This is a genomic window from Janibacter sp. GS2, from assembly GCF_051200835.1.
In the GTDB taxonomy this organism is placed as follows: domain Bacteria; phylum Actinomycetota; class Actinomycetes; order Actinomycetales; family Dermatophilaceae; genus Janibacter.
Genome location: NZ_CP195161.1, coordinates 3,126,403 through 3,140,724 on the forward strand (window position 1 = coordinate 3,126,403; position 14,322 = coordinate 3,140,724).

A 14,322-nucleotide genomic window follows, 5' to 3' on the forward strand; every position below is an offset into this window, starting at 1 on the left:
CCGCCGCGTGCTGCCTCCCATCCGGACTTTCACCGTCGGTGCTGGAGTTCCACCAGCTCAGCCCGTCCCTCTTGCGAGGCACGAGTTCGCGGACTGTCACCGCCGGCTCGGATTTTCACCGACCCCGGAGCACGCGTACGACATTTCTGTGTACACGGGCAGCCTACCCGTCGCCGGCCGGCGGCGACAGGCGGGTGTCCACGGGCACGCCGGGACTCGCGGGCTCAGCCCTGCGCGAGCACCCGCAGCCGCGACAGCGAGCCGTTGAAGACGTTCTGGTCGATCGGCGTGTCGGTGTACTGCCAGAAGGTGTGGGTCCCCCATCCGGTGGGCAGGGTGCCCACGGAGCTGCTATACCGGGCGATCCACAGCGGCGACTTCTGCGCGAAGGACTCGTCGTGACCCACGCACTGGTTCCACCAGCTGGTGTTGGTGTAGATGACGGGGTACCGGCCGGTGCGCGCCTTGTAGGTCGTGAGGAAGTCGGTGATCCAGGACTTCATGGCGGACTGCGACTTGCCGAAGCAGGTGGCGCCGTAGGGGTTCCACTCCATGTCGAGGGCACCGGGCAGGGTCTTGCCGTCGCTGGACCAACCGCCACCGTGGTCGACGAAGTGGTTCGCCTGGGCGGCCCCGCTCGAGTTGTCCGGGAGGGCGAAGTGGTAGGCGCCGCGGATCAGGCCCGCCGAGTAGGAGCCGTTGTACTGGTGACCGAAGTCGGAGCTGGTGTACCCGGTGCCCTCGGTCGCCTTGACGTAGGCGAAGCGCTTGCCGGCGGCGTACTGACCGGCCCAGTCGACCGTGCCCTGCCAGCCCGAGACGTCGATGCCGGGCACGCCCAATGCCGCGGTGCTCGTCGACTCCGCCGACGGGCGCGAGCGCACGCTCCGCTGCTTCCATCCCAGCGCGGCGTCACCGGGGGCGTCGATCCCGGCCGCCTCGGCCTCGGGGGTCGGGGCATGATCGGCGCCGGTCGCGGCGGGAGCCGCGGAGGCGGTCGTCACGAGCATGGCCGCGGCCGCGATCGCGCTTGCGGCCAGCGTGGCGGTGGTGCGGGGCATCCGGTTCTCCTCAGCAGTCATCGACGGCCCCGAGCCGGGACCGGACCCGACGTTAGGCACCGCAGATGACATCGAGACCACTCCTGCCTCCCGGTTTCGTCAGGGTTTGGTCACGCTGCCCGGGGGCGACGAAGGGGGCCGACGACCGGAGTCGTCGGCCCCCTTCGAGGGTGCTGGTGCTGCTTACGCGTTCTGCGCCTTCATGATCTCGCGCATGAGGTCAGCCGTCTCGGACGGCGTCTTGCCGACCTTGACGCCAGCGGCCTCGAGGGCCTCCTTCTTGGCAGCAGCGGTGCCGGAGGAACCGGAGACGATGGCGCCGGCGTGGCCCATGGTCTTGCCCTCCGGCGCGGTGAAGCCCGCGACGTAGCCGACGACCGGCTTGGTCACGTGGTCCTTGATGTAGTCCGCGGCGCGCTCCTCGGCGTCGCCACCGATCTCGCCGATCATGACGATCGCATCGGTCTCGGGGTCGTTCTCGAAGGCCTCGAGGCAGTCGATGTGCGTGGTCCCGATCACCGGGTCGCCACCGATGCCGACGCCCGTGGAGAAGCCGAACTCTCGCAGCTCGAACATCATCTGGTACGTCAGCGTGCCGGACTTCGACACGAGACCGATGCGACCGGCCCCGGCGATGCTCGCCGGGATGATGCCGGCGTTGGACTGCCCGGGGCTGATGAGGCCGGGGCAGTTCGGGCCGATGATCCGCGTGGACTTGCCCTTGCTGTAGTTGTAGAACTCCGCGGAGTCCTTGACCGCGATGCCTTCGGTGATGACGACGGCCAGGCCGATCTCGGCGTCGATCGCCTCGACGACGGCGGACTTGGCGAAGGCCGGCGGCACGAAGATGACCGACACGTCGGCGCCGGTCTCCTTCATCGCGTCGGCGACGGAGCCGAAGACGGGGACGGACTGGCCGCCGGGGAAGTCGACGCTCTGGCCGGCCTTCTTGGGGTTGACGCCGCCCACGACGTTGGTGCCCGAGGCGAGCATGAGCGTGGTGTGCTTCATGCCCTCGGAGCCGGTCATGCCCTGGACGATGACCTTGGAGTCAGCGGTGAGGAAGATTGCCATGTCTGTTCTCTACGTCCTTTACTTCGCGGCCAGCTCGGCGGCCTTGCGGGCGGCGCCGTCCATCGTGTCCTCGATGGACACGAGCGGGTGGTTGAACTCGGCGAGGATGCGACGACCCTCGTCGACGTTGTTCCCGTCGAGACGCACGACGAGGGGCTTGGTCGCGCCGTCCCCGAGGGTCTTCAGCGCGCCGACGATGCCGTTGGCGACGGCGTCGCACGCCGTGATGCCACCGAAGACGTTGACGAAGACGGACTTGACCTGCTCGTCGCCGAGGATGACGTCGAGACCGTTGGCCATGACCTCTGCCGAGGCGCCACCACCGATGTCGAGGAAGTTCGCCGGCGTGGCCTTGCCGCCGGTGTGGTCCTCGCCCGCGTAGGCGACGACGTCCAGGGTGCTCATGACGAGCCCGGCGCCGTTGCCGATGATGCCGACGTTGCCGTCGAGCTTGACGTAGTTGAGGCCCTTCTCCTTGGCCTTCGCCTCGAGCGGGTCGGCCGCGGCCTGGTCCTCGAGGGCGGCGTGCTCGGGCTGGCGGAAGTCCGCGTTGCCGTCGAGCGTGACCTTGCCGTCGAGGGCGACGATGTCCCCCTGCTCGGTCTTCACCAGCGGGTTGACCTCGACGAGGGTGGCGTCCTCCTCGCGGTAGACGACCCAGAGGGACTTGAAGGTCTCGACGAGCGCGGCCTTGTCGGCCTCGTCGAAGCCGGCGGCGTCGGCGATCTCCTTCGCCTTGGCGTCGTCGATGCCCACATTGGGGTCGACCGCGATGCGCGCGAGCGCTTCCGGCCGCTCCACGGCGAGCTGCTCGATCTCCACGCCGCCCTCGACGGAGCACATGGCGAGGTAGGTGCGGTTGGCCCGGTCGAGCAGGATCGAGAAGTAGTACTCCTCGGCGATCTGGGCGCCCTGGGCGATCATGACCTGGTGGACCGTGTGGCCCTTGATGTCCATGCCCAGGATTGATTCGGCGGCCTCAACTGCGTCGTCAACGGTCTTGGCGACCTTGACGCCGCCGGCCTTGCCACGGCCTCCGGTCTTGACCTGGGCCTTGACGACGGTGACGCCGCCGCTGTTCTGGCCGATGGTCTCGGCGGCGGCTCGCGCCTCCTGCGGGGTGGTGGCAACGGCGCCGGCAAGAACCGGGACGCCGTGCTTCTCGAACACGTCGCGTGCTTGGTACTCGAAGAGATCCACGAGGGTGATTCCGTCCTCTGCTGTGGTAACGGGGTGCGGGTCGAGAGTAGCCCCCCGGACGAAGGGGGAGCACGTCCGGTCCATGCAGCGGTTGTTTGAAATCTTGATCACAGACGTGCAACGAGGACCCACCTGCCACCCGTCGCGGGTTACCCTCGGGTCACCATGGTCCACCAGCCAGAGGCGATGATCGCCGCAGAGGGCAACGACCCGGCCCTGACGCCGAGGTCGCTGCGGCACGGTGTGTGCCAGCAGCTGCGGCAGATGGCCACCGCGCAGGCGGCGGTCTTCGCCGCGGTCGAGCTCGTGTGGGCCACGACCCACATCTCGCTCTACCCCTTCGGGGCCCGACGGCCGCGGCGTGGCGCCGTCGGGCACGGGTACCGGGTCGAGCACCTCTCCCCCCTCAAGCGGGGCATGCTCGTCTCCGGGGTCGCCGAGCTCGGCACGCCGATCCTGCTGCTCCACGGCCTCGCCGACAACCACTCGATCTTCACGCTGCTGCGCCGGGGCCTGCTCCGGCGGGGGTTCTCCCGGGTGTTCGCCATGAACTACTCGGTGCGCACGAAGGACATCCGCACGGCCGCGGCCCAGCTCGCCGAGGAGATCGAGGCGATCGTCGAGGAGACAGGTCATGAGCGCATCCACGTCGTCGCCCACAGCCTCGGCGGGGTGATCGCCCGGTACTACGTGACCCGACTCGGCGGCGACGAGCGGGTGCACACCCTCGTCACCCTGGGCGCTCCGCACACGGGGACGCTCCTCGCCCACGTCCTCCCCTCCGCCCTGACACGGCAGCTGCGCCCGGGCAGCGCCCTGATGCAGGAGCTCAACCAGCCCTCCCCCGGATGCTCGACCCGGATCATCGCCTTCTGGTCCGACACCGACGAGGCGGTCGTGCCTGCGGTCAATGCCGCCCTCCAGCAGGAGGGCGTCGCGACGACCAACATCCGGCTGCGGGGGGTCGGCCACCTCTCGCTGCCGATCCTCCCGAGCGTCGTCCACCGGATCGCCACGAGTTTGACGCAGCTCGACAGCGAGGGAACGCCGACCGCGTCCATCACGCACATCTCGTCACGCCCGGCCTGACAGCGGAGTGTCCACAGCCCGAGTTTTGCATAACGAAAAGGTCACGCTACAGTTTTCGGGATTTGTCCGAGATCCCCTGCCGAGGACGTCGCTTCACCCATGACTGAGTACTCCGGACGGCACCGCCCGCCGACCCGAGCCGAGCGTCGCGCCCTCCAGCGCCGCTCGTCCCTCCCGAAGAGCCTGACCCCCGCCTACGCGCTGCCCACCGCTGCTGCGGTGACTCTCGTGCTCAGCGCAGCCGGGGCCACGGCCGCCCAGTCATCCCCCTTCCCCGGCACGGCCTCGACCCAGGCCGCCCAGACCGCCTTCACGGCCCCCGGTACCGCACCGGCGGCGGACGACTCCGGCGCCGTCGCCCTGCTCGACGACCCGGAGCTCGCCGAGACCGCCCGCACCGAGGCCGCCGTCACCTCCCGCGACTCCTCCGGTCTGGCCGAGCGCCGCCAAGAGGTCTCGGCGACCGTGGCCAAGGACCAGGGCCGGGACCAGGAGCGCCAGCGCGCCGCCCGCAGCGAGGCCCGCGCGGAGCTCGCCGCGAAGAAGAAGGCCGACAAGAAGGCCGAGACGACGAAGGCGGCGGAGCAGGAGCGCTCGAGCGGGGCCCCGGCCGGCGACGCGACCACCACCGACGAGGCGTCCACCGCGACCGGGTGGGTCAAGCCGCTCGACAACGCGGTCTTCACCTCCCCCTTCGGTCACCGCTGGGGACGGCTGCACGCCGGCCAGGACTACGCGGCCTCGGTGGGCACCCCGCTCAAGTCCATGGGTGCCGGCACGGTCGTCGGCGCCGGGCCGATGTCCGGCTACGGCATCTACATCGACATCGAGTACTCGGACGGCACCGTCTCCCGGTACGGCCACCTGAGCTCCGTCAGCGCCACCGTCGGGCAGCAGGTCGCCCCGGGTGACGTCGTCGCCCTCACCGGCAACACCGGCCGCTCGACCGGACCGCACCTCCACATGGAGATCCGTCCCGGCGGCGGCGAGCCGATCGACCCCGCCGGCTGGCTGGCCGAGCGCGGCATCTCCTGACCGAGAGCGCCACTGACGAAGGGGCCCGACGAGCACTTGCTCGTCGGGCCCCTTCGTCGGTGGCAGGCCGCACGGTGTCGGCACGCCACCGCGTGAGTTCACTGTGGGCGAAGGGCCCCTGAGGCGATTCGAGTCTTGTTGCCGGTTCGGCCGGGTGGTGTGGTTGCAGAGCCGCCCACCCCCGCCATCACAAGGAAGTGACCATGGCAACGAACCACCCGACAGCAGTCCGATCCGTCGAGGACCGGGATGCGGAGCGCACGACGCCGACCGGGACATCGGCCCGTAGCTGGGCGATCGTGGCGCTGCTGCTCGTCTTCTTCACGCTCAACTTCGCGGACAAGGCCGCGATCGGGCTCGCAGCAGGGGAGATCAAGGAGGATCTCGGCCTCTCCGAAAGCCAGTACGGCCTGGTCTCGAGTGCCTTCTTCTGGCTCTTCGCCGTGGGCGCGGTCGTGCTCACCCTGTGGTTCAAGCGTGTCGGCTACCTCTTCGCCGGGGCAGCACTGATGACGGCCTGGGGCCTGTCCATGCTGCCGCTCACCGTCCCCACCACCTTCGGCGTACTCATCGCCTCCCGCGTCGTGCTGGGCTTCTTCGAGGGTCCGGCGCACGCACTGTGCCAGAGCATCGTCGCTGACCGGTTTCCCCCGGAGAAGCGAGCCTTCGCCGGAGCCGTGGTGAACGCGGGGTCGTCGATCGGCCCACTCATCGCTGCCCCGACGCTCACGTGGGTCATCCTCACCTGGTCATGGCACGCCTCCTTCATGGCGCTCATCGCCATCGGCGTCGTCTGGACGGTGGTCTGGCTGCTCGTCGTCCGGGGCGAGCCGGGAATGCGCCGCCAGACCCGATCCGACGTCCTGGGCACGGCCACGACCGGGCAGGTCCACGAGGACGGCGACATCGACGTCCCACTGACCAGCCTCCTCAAGACGGGCAGCTTCTGGGGTCTGGCCATGCTCTCCTTCGCCGGCTACCTCATCTCGTCGCTGAAGGTCGCGTGGCTGCCCTCCTTCCTCGGCGACGGCATGGGCTACTCCCCCAGCGCGGTCGGCTGGCTGGTCACCCTTCCCTATCTCGCAGCAGTGGTCGTCCTGCTCACGGCCGGCCTCCTCTCCGGGCATCTTCTGCGCCGAGGATTCTCCTCCCACGTGGCCCGCGGTTGGCTCACCACGGCCTACCTCGTCTTCGCCGGCGTCTGCATGATCGCCTTCACGCAGGTGTCACCCGGCCGCCTGCAGCTGGTCCTCGTCGTCTGTGCCTTCGCCATCAACAGCGTCGCCTTCTCGGTGGCCTTCGCCGGCGCAGCCGACTTCCTTCCGTCTCGACACCGCCCCGGGTTCTTCGGTTGCATCATCGCTGCCTACAGCGTGGCGGGGATCGTCGCCCCCTACGTCCTCGGGGTCATCGTCGACGCCGGGGCCACCGTCGCCGAGGGGTATGCCAATGGGTTCCTCATCGTGGGTCTGACGATCTGCGTCTTCGCCGTCATCGGCGGATACCTCCTCGACCCGGCCCGCTCGCGCGCCGCTCTCGTGGAAGAGACTCGGCGTCGCCGTGAGAGCAGCGTGCTCTGATGGCCGCGGCAGGCACCACTGCGGGACTCCTCGACGGCATCCGCGTGGTCGATTTCGGGCAGTACATCGCCGCGCCGGGTGCTGGTCAGAACCTGGCCGACCTCGGCGCCGACGTCATCAAGGTCGAGGCCCCCGGCGGGGACCAGGCACGCAGCGTCGGGATGTTCGGCGACGCCATGATCCGCGCGAACAATCGCGGCAAGCGCAGCCTCGCTCTCGACGTGCGCTCACCCGAAGGCGCACGCGTGGTGACCGACCTCGTGGCCTCGGCCGATGTGGTCCTCCACAACTTCCGACACGGTGTCAGCGAAAGACTGGGGGTGGATGCATCGACGTTGACCCGGCGCCACCCCCGCCTCGTCTACGGATTCGTCACCGGCTTCGGCACCCGCGGACCCTCACGGGAGCGGATCGGCCTCGACATCGCGGCCCAGGCCGAGTTCGGCGTCATGTCCGTCACCGGTGAGCCCGATCGTCAGCCACTGCGGGTGGGGTTTGCCATCGCGGACGTCGTTGCGGCACAGGCCCTGAGCAATGGGGTGCTCGCAGCGCTGTTGCGCCGATCGAGTACCGGCGCCGGAGCGGTCGTCGAGACCTCGCTCATGGAGGCCATCGTCCACGCCCAGGCCTCGAACTGGGCCGAGTACGGCCTCACCGGACGGGTTCCGTCACGTCGAGGCAATGGCCAGGCACTCGCCGCGCCGGCCGCGGACGTCCTGGCCACGGCCGATGGTGGCTGGGTCGTCGTGTCCGCGTACGTCGACCAGAAGTGGCGGGCGCTGTGCACGACCCTCGGACGGACCGACCTCCTCACCGACCCACGCTTCGCGAGCAACGAGAGCCGAGTCGCACACCGGGAGCAGCTGCTCACGGAACTCGGGTGTGAGTTCGAGCGCCTCAACCGTGACGAGGCGGTCGCGCTGCTCACCTCCGCAGGGGTGGTGTGTGGCGCCATCCGGGGCTTCGACGAGATCGGACGGGACGCCGACCTGTCGGCGTCCGCCTTGATCGTCGCTGCCTCCGGACCGGCAGGCGCCTACGACGTCCCCGGGCTCCCGTTCACCCTCGATGGGCGGCGACTGGCGACCACCGAGGCCGCGCCGGCGGTGGGACAGCACAGTCAGGACATCTTGGCCGAGCTGGGGCGAACCCCCGACGACATCGCGGACCTGCTGGACCGCGGAGTCGTCGTCACAACCGCGTGACACGTCACACCAGAGGAAGGACCTTCATGATCGACCCCACCGTGGTTTCACTTGGATTCGACGACTACCTGTCCCACGTCGCGTCCCTCACCGACGACACCCTCATCCCGTCGGAGGACCGGATGGTCCGTGACGGGAAGGTCCCCAGTGACGTCATGGACGCCATCGCGACCGCTGGACTGTTCGCCATCTCCATCCCCCGTTCCCATGGCGGCCTGGGGTGGACGATGCAGCAACAGGTCGCGTTGACCATGGAGTTCACCCGGGCGTCGTGCGTGTACCGATCGCGATTCTCGACCACCATCGGCCTGAGCTCCCAGGGGATCCTCGACCACGGGACACAGGAGCAGCGCGCGACGCTGCTGCCCCGCATGGCCGAAGGGAGCATGGTCACGGCCTTCGCCCTGACCGAACCGGACGCGGGCTCGGATGCGGCCGCGCTGACCACCACGGCCACGGAGGACGGCGACACGTGGGTGCTCTCGGGCCACAAGAGGTACATCACCAATGCGCACTGGGCCGACCTGCTCATCGTCTTCGCCCGAACCGGCGGTGTCCCCGGCGCCCGGGGCGTCTCGGCGTTCCTGGTCCCGCGCAACGCGGCAGGGGTGAGCACGTGCATCCCGGAGCGGATGAATGGTCATGCCGAGGGACCGGTCGCGGAAGTCGACCTCGACGAGGTCCGTGTCCCCAAGAGCTCTCTCGTCGGGGACTCGCTGGGCTCCGGATTCCAGGTCGCTCTGCGGGGGATCAACCACGCGCGCCTCCATGTCGCCGCCACGTGTGTCGGACAGGCGACCCGCATGCTCGAGGAGACGGCCCGCCACCTCGACCAGCGGCAGCAGTTCGGCGCCCCGCTCTCCGAGCTCGGCGCGGTCCAGGCCGACCTGGGGCGGTGCTTCGCCGACATGGAGGCGGCGAGGGCGCTGACGGTCGAGGCAGCCCGCGCCTTCGACGAGGGCACCATCCCGCGACACCGCATCAGCGCGGCCAAGCTCTTCGCCTCCGAGATGGCGAGCCGGGTCGGGGACGCGTGCGTTCAGCTCCTCGGTGGCGAAGGCATCGTGGGTGACCACCCCGTGCCACGGATGTGGCGCGACGTCCGCGCACTGCGCATCTACGAGGGGTCCTCGCCGATCCACGAGCGCAACCTCGGGCGCGCCGTCGTCGGGCACGTGGGCACCGCAGGAGTTCTTCCCGACACCTACCGGGTCACCCGCGGCACACCAGCTGCCGAATCCTGATACGACTGACGGGTGGAGTTGCGGCAGCTGGAGTACTTCCTCGCGATCGTCGACCACGAGGGACTCGGGCGTGCGGCCTCGCACCTGATGCTCTCGCAGCCGACGCTGTCCCAAGCGGTTCGCGCCCTGGAGCGCGAGCTGCGGGTGACGCTCTTCCACCGGACCGGCCGCCGGCTGATGCCGACGCCCACCGGCCTGGCGCTGCTGCCCCTGGCCAGGTCGGTGGTCGAGGGCGTGGTGGCCATCGAGGACGCGATGCGCCGCTCGAGGGTCCTCCAGGAGGGCGCACTGACGATTGCGTGCTCTCCCGAGATGTCGGGCGAGGCCGTGGCTGCCTGGGCCTCGAGCTTCACCCGCGCCTTCCCGAACGTCCGCCTCGACATCACCGAGACGGATACCGCCACGGAGCTGCTGGACCACATCGCGGCCGGCCACGCAGAGCTGGGGTTCACGGCGGCCGCACAGATGCGCCCCGGCCTGGAGTTCGTCTCGCTGGGCTCTCAGCGCATGATGCTCGTGCGGCCGCCCGGGTCCACGATCCCGGGTGCCGGCGGTCCCGTCCCCCTCGAGGCGCTCACCGACCTTCCCCTCGTCGTCAGGCCGGCGGACAGCCGCGAGGACGACCCCGTGCACCAGGCGATGACCGAGCACGGCATCTCTGCACGGATCGGGGCGACCGTCCCGTCGCGGGCATCGCAACTGACCTTCGTCCTCCGCAGCGGCATGCAGGCCTTCCTGCCTCTGCGCATGTGCATCGCGGCGAGCGATGCCGGCGCGCAGATCTTCGAGACGCAGCCAACCATCACGACCGACTTCGGGGTCGTGCATCGGGCGGACGCGCTCGGGCCCGCCGCTGCCCGATTCGTCCACGACCTCAGATCGGCGTTGTCGGCCTGGTTCGCCGAGATCGACGCCCACCAGCGCACGGGTCTCGGCCTCGTGGAGGCCACGATCGCCGCCCGGGAACACGCGGTGTAGCCAGGCAACGACGCCGCACCCTGGTGAGGAGCAGGCCTGTGCGACGCCGCTCTCCTCAGAGCTTCTCGAGCGGGGCGTAACGCAGCAGGAGGCGCTTGACGCCGTCCTCTCCCCCGAAGTCGACGTGGGCCATCGCCTTGTCGCCCTCGCCCTCGACCCGGATGACCGTCCCGAGACCGAAGCTGTCGTGCGTGACCTTGTCGCCGTCGGCGAGCGCGATCACCGGACGGTTGCCCGGCGAGCGCACCCCCGGGCGGGCGGCGAGGCGCGCGACGGCCGGCGGGCGAGCGTCCCGGGAGCCGGCGAACCCCCCGAGGGGCGGACCGGTCCGCTCCCACGCCATGAGGTGCTCGGGGATCTCGTCGAGGAAGCGTGAGGGTGGGTTGTACTGGGGGGTCCCGAAGGCGCTGCGGACGGCGGCCCGTGACAGGTGCAGCCGCTCTCGTGCCCGGGTGATGCCGACGTAGGCCAACCGGCGCTCCTCCTCCAGCTCCGTGCTGTCGCTGAGGCTGCGGCTGTGCGGGAAGGTGCCGTCCTCCATGCCGGTGAGGAAGACGACGGGGAACTCCAGGCCCTTGGCGGTGTGCAGGGTCATCAGCGTGACCACACCCTTGTCGACACCCTCCTCACCGTCGGCGGGCTCCTCGGGGATGTCGTCGGCGTCGGCGACGAGGCTGACCTGCTCGAGGAAGTCGTCGAGGCTGAGCACCTCACCGGTCGCCTCCCGGGTCGCGTCGAACTCGCGCGCGACCCCGACGAGCTCGGCGAGGTTCTCCAGGCGCGTCTCGTCCTGCGGGTCGCGACTCGCCTGCAGCTCGGCGACGTACCCGGTGCGCTCCAGGACGGCCTCGAGGAGGTCCCCGATCCCCCCTTCGCTCTCGTGCTGCTCCCGCAGCCCCTCCAGGAGGGTGGTGAAGCCACGCACGGCAGTGGCCGACCGGGTGGCGATCCCCGGGGCGTCATCGACCCGGCCGAGGGCGGCGACGAAGGGGATCCGCTCCCGCTCGGCGAGCTGGGCGACGGCGATCTGCGCCCGGTCACCGATGCCGCGCTTGGGCACGTTGACGATCCGGCGCAGGTTGACGGTGTCCGCGGGGTTGGCGATGACGTGCAGGTAGGCCAGCGCGTCCTTGACCTCGCGGCGCTCGTAGAAGCGCGTCCCCCCGACGACCTTGTACGGCAGGCCGACGCGGACGAAGACCTCCTCGATCGCTCGGGACTGGGCGTTGGTCCGGTAGAAGACGGCGACGTCTCCCGGGCGGACGCCGTGCTCGTCGTGGAGCTCGTCGATGGTCTTGGCGATGAACGCGGCCTCGTCGTGCTCGTTGTCGCCGACGTATCCGACGATCGACTCGCCCGCTCCGGCCTGGGTCCAGAGGTTCTTCTTGCGTCGGGACTCATTGCGCTCGATCACCGCATTGGCGGCGGTGAGGATGGTCTGCGTCGAGCGGTAGTTCTGCTCCAGGAGGATCGAGCGCGCGTTCGGGTAGTCCTGCTCGAACTCGATGATGTTGCGGATCGAGGCCCCGCGGAAGGCGTAGATCGACTGGTCGGCATCACCGACGACGACGAGGTCGGAGGGTTCGACCGCGTGCTCGGCGCGCGGCGCCTCGCTCGCCCCACCCACGAGCTCGCGCACCAGCTGGTACTGCGCGTGGTTGGTGTCCTGGTACTCGTCGACGAGGACGTGGCGGAAACGGCGCCGGTAGTGCTCGGCGACGTCCGGGAAGGCCTGCAGGATGTGCACGGTCGTCATGATGATGTCGTCGAAGTCCAGGGCATTGGCCTGCCGCAGCCGCCGCTGGTACTCCGAGTACACCTCCGCGAGGGTGCGGTCCTGGTGCGTACCGCCCGGGTCCTGCGCGTCCTCGTCACCACCGACGCTGCGGGCGAACTCCTCCTCGTCGACGAGCTCGTTCTTGAGGTTGCTGATCCGGTGCCCGAAGGCCCGGGGCGGGAAGCGCTTGGCGTCGAGGTCGAGGTCACGCATCACGAGCGCGATGAGTCGTTGGCTGTCCGCCGCGTCGTAGATCGAGAAGTTGCTCTTCATCCCGACCTTCGTCGCCTCGCGGCGCAGGATCCGCACGCACGCGGAGTGGAAGGTCATGACCCACATCGCCTTGGCCCGGGGACCGATCAGCTCCTCGACCCGCTCGCGCATCTCCGCCGCGGCCTTGTTGGTGAAGGTGATCGCGAGCACCTGGCCGGGCTGGACCCCCTTCGTCGCGAGAAGGTGGGCGATCCGGTGGGTGAGCACGCGGGTCTTGCCCGAGCCGGCACCGGCGATGATCAGCAACGGGCCGCCGTCGTGGACGACCGCCTCGCGCTGGGCATCGTTGAGCCCGGCGACGAGCTCCTCGGGGTCGATCGCGTGCGCGGACCGGTGGGGGGCGTGCGCGGACCGGGTCGGGCCCTCGTCGGACATCGCCCACGAGGGCACGCCGGAGTCGGACACGTCCGTGGTCCAGTCTCCGGGCAGGGCATCGGGAAGGTCATCGAAGAGGCTGCTCATGTCGGCATCCAGCCTACGTCGCGGTGCCGACACCCCCTTCGCCCGAGTACGGTGCCGCGGTGAGCCCCCTCCGTGACGACCTGACGTTGTTGCGCGAGCGCCGCTTCGCGTCGCTCTTCGGGGCCCGGACGCTGTCCATGCTCGGCCTGGCCTTCGCGCCCGTGGCGCTCGCCTTCGGTGTGCTCGACCTGCCGGGTGGGGACGCCGGCACGTTGTCGATCGTCGTCGCCGCCGAGGCCGTCCCCCACGTCCTCGGGCTGCTGCTCGGTGGCGTCGTCGCCGATCGCTACCCCCGCCGTTTCGTGATGTTCACCGGGGAGTGCCTCTCGCTGATCGCCTGGCTCGGGATCGGCACGATGCTCATCACCGGCTGGGCTCCCCTGCCCGTCCTGTGCGCCTTCGCCGTGCTCACCGGGCTCGCCGGTGCCGTGGTGTGGCCGGTGCTCTCAGGGATCATCCCCGAGGTCGCCCCGCGCGATCGGTTCCAGGCGGCGAACGCGCTGCTCGCCGTCGGCGCCAATGTCGCCCGGATCACGGGCCTGGTCTCCGCCGGAGCCGTGGTCGTGCTCATCGGCCCCGGGTGGGCCCTCATCGGTGCCGCACTCGTCTACGCCTGCGCCGCCACCTTCGCCTGGCGGATCGGGTCCACGCCACGCCCCGGTCGCGAGGGCGGCACCTCGGCGGTGGCGGAGCTGCGCGAAGGGTGGCAGGAGTTCGCCTCCCGTCAGTGGCTGTGGGTCGTCGTGGCCCAGTTCGCGCTGCTCGTCCTCGCCTGGCAGGGGGCGCACACCGTGCTCGGCCCGGTCGTCGCCCAGGCCGAGCTCGGCGGCGCCGGCGCCTGGTCGGCCATCCTCACCGGCGAGGCGGTCGGCATGCTCGTCGGGGTGCTCATCGCCCTGCGGATCCGCCCCCGTCGCCCGATCCTCGTCGCCGTCCTGCTCACCTCGACCACCGCCGTGCCGTACCTGCTCCTCGGCCTCGGGGCCCCGCTGCCGCTGATCGTCCTCGGTGGGTTCCTCATGGGGCTGGGCATGGACACCTTCACCGTGCTGTGGCAGACGACGATGCAGCGTGAGGTCCCGCCCGAGGCGCTCTCCCGGGTGGCCTCCTACGACGCCTTCGGGTCGATGGTCTTCGGCCCCGTCGGGGTGCTCCTCGCCGGACCCGCCGCCGTGCACCTCGGCGCCCGGCCGGCGCTGCTGGTGTGCGCGGGGCTCATCGTGCTCTCCAGCCTGCTCGCGCTGCTCTCGCCGCAGGTGCGCACGCTGCGGGCCCCGTCCGGTCCGATCACGCCCGTCGTCGAGGGCGACTACCCCCTGCCTGTCGACCCCGTCGGCTGATCCG

Annotated in this window: 11 protein-coding genes and 1 riboswitch; of the genes, 7 read left to right on the forward strand and 4 right to left on the reverse strand. The window is 70.2% G+C overall.

The window, feature by feature from the left end:
• Positions 1-3 precede the first annotated feature (3 nt).
• A riboswitch (FMN riboswitch) is annotated at positions 4-137 on the reverse strand.
• An 87-nt stretch (positions 138-224) separates the two neighbouring features.
• The 3 genes from ACR9E9_RS15120 to sucC all read right to left on the reverse strand — a co-directional run bounded on the left by ACR9E9_RS15120 (position 225) and on the right by sucC (position 3,335).
• Positions 225-1,061: a lysozyme gene (locus tag ACR9E9_RS15120; protein WP_435199900.1), complete on the reverse strand. Its 837-nt coding sequence runs from the start codon at positions 1,059-1,061 to the stop codon at positions 225-227.
• A 183-nt stretch (positions 1,062-1,244) separates the two neighbouring features.
• Positions 1,245-2,135 (reverse strand): succinate--CoA ligase subunit alpha, encoded by an 891-nt coding sequence (gene sucD / locus ACR9E9_RS15125; RefSeq protein WP_435199902.1) that lies wholly within the window; start codon positions 2,133-2,135, stop codon positions 1,245-1,247.
• 18 nt (positions 2,136-2,153) lie between these two features.
• Complete coding sequence (gene sucC / locus ACR9E9_RS15130; protein ID WP_435199904.1) at positions 2,154-3,335, reverse strand: ADP-forming succinate--CoA ligase subunit beta; 1,182 nt, start codon at positions 3,333-3,335, stop codon at positions 2,154-2,156.
• Positions 3,336-3,500: 165 nt separating this feature from the next.
• Here sucC and ACR9E9_RS15135 point away from each other — a divergent pair, with 165 nt between their 5' ends.
• The 6 genes from ACR9E9_RS15135 (at position 3,501) to ACR9E9_RS15160 (ending at position 10,466) form a co-directional block, all read left to right on the forward strand.
• Positions 3,501-4,424, forward strand: coding sequence for a lipase family alpha/beta hydrolase (locus tag ACR9E9_RS15135; RefSeq protein ID WP_435199906.1), 924 nt, complete (start codon positions 3,501-3,503; stop codon positions 4,422-4,424).
• 99 nt (positions 4,425-4,523) lie between these two features.
• On the forward strand, positions 4,524-5,459 hold the full coding sequence (locus ACR9E9_RS15140) for a peptidoglycan DD-metalloendopeptidase family protein (protein ID WP_435199908.1): 936 nt from the start codon (positions 4,524-4,526) through the stop codon (positions 5,457-5,459).
• A 203-nt stretch (positions 5,460-5,662) separates the two neighbouring features.
• Positions 5,663-7,039 (forward strand): MFS transporter, encoded by a 1,377-nt coding sequence (locus tag ACR9E9_RS15145; protein ID WP_435199910.1) that lies wholly within the window; start codon positions 5,663-5,665, stop codon positions 7,037-7,039.
• The gene (locus tag ACR9E9_RS15150) at positions 7,039-8,244 is read left to right on the forward strand and encodes a CaiB/BaiF CoA transferase family protein (protein ID WP_435199911.1); all 1,206 of its coding nucleotides are present in this window, start codon (positions 7,039-7,041) and stop codon (positions 8,242-8,244) included. The genes ACR9E9_RS15145 and ACR9E9_RS15150 overlap by 1 nt, the downstream gene beginning before the upstream one ends.
• A 26-nt stretch (positions 8,245-8,270) precedes the next feature.
• The gene (locus ACR9E9_RS15155) at positions 8,271-9,488 is read left to right on the forward strand and encodes an acyl-CoA dehydrogenase family protein (RefSeq protein ID WP_435199913.1); all 1,218 of its coding nucleotides are present in this window, start codon (positions 8,271-8,273) and stop codon (positions 9,486-9,488) included.
• A gap of 12 nt (positions 9,489-9,500) precedes the next feature.
• On the forward strand, positions 9,501-10,466 hold the full coding sequence (locus ACR9E9_RS15160; RefSeq protein WP_435199915.1) for a LysR family transcriptional regulator: 966 nt from the start codon (positions 9,501-9,503) through the stop codon (positions 10,464-10,466).
• Positions 10,467-10,521: 55 nt separating this feature from the next.
• Here the strand turns inward: ACR9E9_RS15160 and pcrA are convergent, their stop codons facing one another.
• The gene (gene pcrA / locus ACR9E9_RS15165; RefSeq protein ID WP_435199917.1) at positions 10,522-12,978 is read right to left on the reverse strand and encodes a DNA helicase PcrA; all 2,457 of its coding nucleotides are present in this window, start codon (positions 12,976-12,978) and stop codon (positions 10,522-10,524) included.
• A 59-nt stretch (positions 12,979-13,037) separates the two neighbouring features.
• On the opposite strand from pcrA, the gene ACR9E9_RS15170 reads away from it, so the two are divergent.
• Positions 13,038-14,318, forward strand: coding sequence for an MFS transporter (locus tag ACR9E9_RS15170; RefSeq protein ID WP_435199919.1), 1,281 nt, complete (start codon positions 13,038-13,040; stop codon positions 14,316-14,318).
• Positions 14,319-14,322 lie beyond the last annotated feature (4 nt).

Coding starts and splice junctions, on each gene's coding strand:
- ACR9E9_RS15120 (WP_435199900.1), bottom strand. CDS start 1,061: ATGCCCCGCACCACCGCCACGCTGGCCGCAAGCGCGATCGCGGCCGCG.
- sucD (WP_435199902.1), bottom strand. CDS start 2,135: ATGGCAATCTTCCTCACCGCTGACTCCAAGGTCATCGTCCAGGGCATG.
- ACR9E9_RS15135 (WP_435199906.1), top strand. CDS start 3,501: ATGGTCCACCAGCCAGAGGCGATGATCGCCGCAGAGGGCAACGACCCG.
- ACR9E9_RS15140 (WP_435199908.1), top strand. CDS start 4,524: ATGACTGAGTACTCCGGACGGCACCGCCCGCCGACCCGAGCCGAGCGT.
- ACR9E9_RS15145 (WP_435199910.1), top strand. CDS start 5,663: ATGGCAACGAACCACCCGACAGCAGTCCGATCCGTCGAGGACCGGGAT.
- ACR9E9_RS15150 (WP_435199911.1), top strand. CDS start 7,039: ATGGCCGCGGCAGGCACCACTGCGGGACTCCTCGACGGCATCCGCGTG.
- ACR9E9_RS15155 (WP_435199913.1), top strand. CDS start 8,271: ATGATCGACCCCACCGTGGTTTCACTTGGATTCGACGACTACCTGTCC.
- pcrA (WP_435199917.1), bottom strand. CDS start 12,978: ATGAGCAGCCTCTTCGATGACCTTCCCGATGCCCTGCCCGGAGACTGG.